Source organism: Salipaludibacillus neizhouensis (genome assembly GCF_002886185.1).
GTDB classification, from domain to species: Bacteria; Bacillota; Bacilli; order Bacillales; family Salisediminibacteriaceae; genus Salipaludibacillus; species Salipaludibacillus neizhouensis.
Genome location: NZ_KZ614147.1, coordinates 319850 through 323963 on the forward strand (window position 1 = coordinate 319850; position 4114 = coordinate 323963).

Sequence of the window (4114 nt, forward strand, 5' to 3'; positions counted from 1 at the left end):
CTCACAATTGGTGGCGTCTTTCTTAGCCTACATCTAAGACACTCGGTTCACTTTCTTTGAACGTATTCAAAGGGTATAACCGGTGATTCTTTTCAGTCATTTCGTTATCCAGTTTTCAAAGGACAAAGGCTTCTTTCAAAGAAAAGAAGCTTTGAGAGACTAACCTCTCAAAACTAAACAAAAAGTCCAAGACAAAGTTCGATTCAATAAGTTGAGCTTAAATGCTCCTTAGAAAGGAGGTGATCCATCCCCACCTTCCGGTAGGGATACCTTGTTACGACTTCACCCCAATCATCTGTCCCACCTTCGGCGGCTGGCTCCAAAAAGGTTACCTCACCGACTTCGGGTGTTACAAACTCTCGTGGTGTGACGGGCGGTGTGTACAAGGCCCGGGAACGTATTCACCGCGGCATGCTGATCCGCGATTACTAGCAATTCCGGCTTCATGCAGGCGAGTTGCAGCCTGCAATCCGAACTGAGAATGGCTTTATGGGATTCGCTTGACCTCGCGGTCTTGCAGCCCTTTGTACCATCCATTGTAGCACGTGTGTAGCCCAGGTCATAAGGGGCATGATGATTTGACGTCATCCCCACCTTCCTCCGGTTTATCACCGGCAGTCACCTTAGAGTGCCCAACTGAATGCTGGCAACTAAGATCAAGGGTTGCGCTCGTTGCGGGACTTAACCCAACATCTCACGACACGAGCTGACGACAACCATGCACCACCTGTCACTCTGTCCCCCGAAGGGGAAATCCCAATCTCTTGGGTGGTCAGAGGATGTCAAGACCTGGTAAGGTTCTTCGCGTTGCTTCGAATTAAACCACATGCTCCACTGCTTGTGCGGGCCCCCGTCAATTCCTTTGAGTTTCAACCTTGCGGTCGTACTCCCCAGGCGGAGTGCTTAATGTGTTAACTTCGGCACTAAGGGCATCGAAACCCCTAACACCTAGCACTCATCGTTTACGGCGTGGACTACCAGGGTATCTAATCCTGTTTGCTCCCCACGCTTTCGCACCTCAGCGTCAGTTATAGGCCAGAAAGTCGCCTTCGCCACTGGTGTTCCTCCACATATCTACGCATTTCACCGCTACACGTGGAATTCCACTTTCCTCTCCTACACTCAAGTCCCCCAGTTTCCAATGACCCTCCACGGTTGAGCCGTGGGCTTTCACATCAGACTTAAGAGACCGCCTGCGCGCGCTTTACGCCCAATAATTCCGGACAACGCTTGCCCCCTACGTATTACCGCGGCTGCTGGCACGTAGTTAGCCGGGGCTTTCTCGTGAGGTACCGTCAAGGTGCCGCCCTATTCGAACGGCACTTGTTCTTCCCTCATAACAGAACTTTACGATCCGAAAACCTTCATCGTTCACGCGGCGTTGCACCGTCAGGCTTTCGCCCATTGCGGATGATTCCCTACTGCTGCCTCCCGTAGGAGTCTGGACCGTGTCTCAGTTCCAGTGTGGCCGATCACCCTCTCAGGTCGGCTACGCATCGTTGCCTTGGTAAGCCATTACCTTACCAACTAGCTAATGCGCCGCGGGCCCATCTCGTAGTGTGAGGATAAATCCCCACTTTTACAACAGAATCATGCGATTCCGTTGGTCATCCGGTATTAGCTCCGGTTTCCCGGAGTTATCCCAGTCTACAAGGCAGGTTGCCCACGTGTTACTCACCCGTCCGCCGCTCATTCCACAAGCGTCACCCCGAAGGGATCAACTTGTTTCCTGCGCTCGACTTGCATGTATTAGGCACGCCGCCAGCGTTCGTCCTGAGCCAGGATCAAACTCTCCGATAAAGTATGATGACTTATCATCAAGCTTGATGTCCTAGACATCAAAACCAAACTTTCGTCTGGCGTTTGTCGAATGTTTCCATTCAACGATTTGTTTCATTTGACGGGATATTTAAAATATCCCACTTTGCTTGGCTTTTTGTTTAGTTTTCAAAGGTCATCTCCGAACTTAATCTATCATTCGGATTTTATGTTGTCGTTTTTGGCGACTCAATTAATATACCATCTTTCAACGTCACGGTCAACTACTTTTCAGAAAAAAGTTTATTTGCTTTTTCGTTAGAAAGTTTAATGTTTTGGCGACGGATAATAATATACCATGTTATTGATCTACAATGCAATACTTTTATACAGATTAATTTTCAGGAAAGTAATTCCACATAAACTATCTCTGTCAAAATAAAAACCGCACCATGGGAATATCCCGTGCGGGTATCATTTCTATAATAGAAATTACTAGCCACTCTCCAGAAGAAACTAATTAAATTAAATTTAGTTTAGTGGAAAGGGATAAAATATTGGTGGAGCCTAGCGGGATCGAACCGCTGACCTCCTGCGTGCAAGGCAGGCGCTCTCCCAGCTGAGCTAAGGCCCCAAAACTAACTTTATTTAAAGTGGTCGGGAAGACAGGATTCGAACCTGCGACCCCTTGGTCCCAAACCAAGTGCTCTACCAAGCTGAGCTACTTCCCGTTCTAAATGGTATTAAACAGTAAACTACTTTGTTAAGCAACTAAGTAATATAAAGTTTAATTGGTGCGCCCGAGAGGACTCGAACCTCTAACCTTCTGATTCGTAGTCAGATACTCTATCCAATTGAGCTACGGGCGCATATTAAAATGGTGCCGAGGGCCGGACTTGAACCGGCACGATAATTACTTACCGCAGGATTTTAAGTCCTGTGTGTCTGCCAATTCCACCACCCCGGCAGGACTTTATTAACTTAAGAATTAAATTGGAGCGGAAGACGAGATTCGAACTCGCGACCCCCACCTTGGCAAGGTGATGTTCTACCACTGAACTACTTCCGCATTGTGGTGCGGGTGGAGGGAGTCGAACCCCCACGCCCGAAGGCACTAGATCCTAAGTCTAGCGCGTCTGCCAGTTCCGCCACACCCGCATAAAAATGGTGAGCCATGAAGGACTCGAACCTTCGACCCTCTGATTAAAAGTCAGATGCTCTACCAACTGAGCTAATGGCTCTAAAAATGGTGCTGGCCAGAGGACTTGAACCCCCAACCTACTGATTACAAGTCAGTTGCTCTACCAATTGAGCTAGGCCAGCCTTTTAGAATAAATATATATGGTGGAGGATGACGGGCTCGAACCGCCGACCCCCTGCTTGTAAGGCAGATGCTCTCCCAACTGAGCTAATCCTCCATATATATTGCCCAGCGGCGTCCTACTTTCACAGGGGGAAACCCCCAACTATCATCGGCGCTGGAGAGCTTAACTTCCGTGTTCGGCATGGGAACGGGTGTGACCTCTCCGCGATCGTCACTGGACATAGTGAGTGGTCGTTGACCTCTCAAAACTGGATAACGTGATGGACTGAAAAGAATCGTTGCTTAGAGTAAAACATTTGGTTAAGTCCTCGATCGATTAGTATCTCTCAGCTCCGCATGTCGCCATGCTTCCACACGAGACCTATCTACCTCATCTTCTCTGAGGGATCTTACTCACTTACGTGATGGGAAATCTCATCTCGAGGGGGGCTTCATGCTTAGATGCTTTCAGCACTTATCCCTTCCACACGTAGCTACCCAGCGATGCTCCTGGCGGAACAACTGGTACACCAGCGGTGTGTCCATCCCGGTCCTCTCGTACTAAGGACAGCTCCTCTCAAATTTCCTGCGCCCGCGACGGATAGGGACCGAACTGTCTCACGACGTTCTGAACCCAGCTCGCGTGCCGCTTTAATGGGCGAACAGCCCAACCCTTGGGACCTACTTCAGCCCCAGGATGCGACGAGCCGACATCGAGGTGCCAAACCTCCCCGTCGATGTGGACTCTTGGGGGAGATTAGCCTGTTATCCCCAGGGTAGCTTTTATCCGTTGAGCGACGGCCCTTCCATACGGTGCCGCCGGATCACTAAGCCCGACTTTCGTCCCTGCTCGACCTGTATGTCTCGCAGTCAAGCTCCCTTATGCCTTTGCACTCTACGAATGATTTCCAACCATTCTGAGGGAACCTTTGGGCGCCTCCGTTACTCTTTAGGAGGCGACCGCCCCAGTCAAACTGCCCACCTGACACTGTTCCTGAACCGGATCACGGTCCGAGGTTAGAATGTCAAAACAGCCAGGGTAGTATCCCACCA

9 tRNA genes, 2 rRNA genes and 1 other annotated feature (1 of these 12 only partly in view) are annotated in these 4114 nt (G+C 49.8%); all 11 genes read right to left on the bottom strand.

Annotated features, from left to right (window positions below):
- Positions 1-232: 232 nt before the first annotated feature.
- A 16S ribosomal RNA gene (locus CEF18_RS18510) occupies positions 233-1800 on the bottom strand.
- A 516-nt stretch (positions 1801-2316) separates the two neighbouring features.
- Positions 2317-2392: transfer RNA gene (locus CEF18_RS18515), tRNA-Ala, on the bottom strand.
- A gap of 20 nt (positions 2393-2412) precedes the next feature.
- A tRNA-Pro gene (locus tag CEF18_RS18520) sits at positions 2413-2489 on the bottom strand.
- A gap of 61 nt (positions 2490-2550) precedes the next feature.
- Positions 2551-2627 (bottom strand) — tRNA-Arg (locus CEF18_RS18525).
- A gap of 9 nt (positions 2628-2636) precedes the next feature.
- Positions 2637-2725, bottom strand: a tRNA-Leu gene (locus tag CEF18_RS18530).
- A gap of 27 nt (positions 2726-2752) precedes the next feature.
- A tRNA-Gly gene (locus CEF18_RS18535) sits at positions 2753-2827 on the bottom strand.
- Between the two features lie 4 nt (positions 2828-2831).
- Positions 2832-2916 (bottom strand) — tRNA-Leu (locus tag CEF18_RS18540).
- Positions 2917-2923: 7 nt separating this feature from the next.
- Positions 2924-2999 (bottom strand) — tRNA-Lys (locus CEF18_RS18545).
- A gap of 6 nt (positions 3000-3005) precedes the next feature.
- A tRNA-Thr gene (locus CEF18_RS18550) sits at positions 3006-3081 on the bottom strand.
- Positions 3082-3100: 19 nt separating this feature from the next.
- Positions 3101-3176 (bottom strand) — tRNA-Val (locus tag CEF18_RS18555).
- Positions 3177-3185: 9 nt separating this feature from the next.
- A 5S ribosomal RNA gene (rrf, locus tag CEF18_RS18560) occupies positions 3186-3301 on the bottom strand.
- A 77-nt stretch (positions 3302-3378) separates the two neighbouring features.
- Positions 3379-4114: a sequence feature (23S ribosomal RNA rRNA prediction is too short), on the bottom strand (it continues 694 nt past the right edge of the window).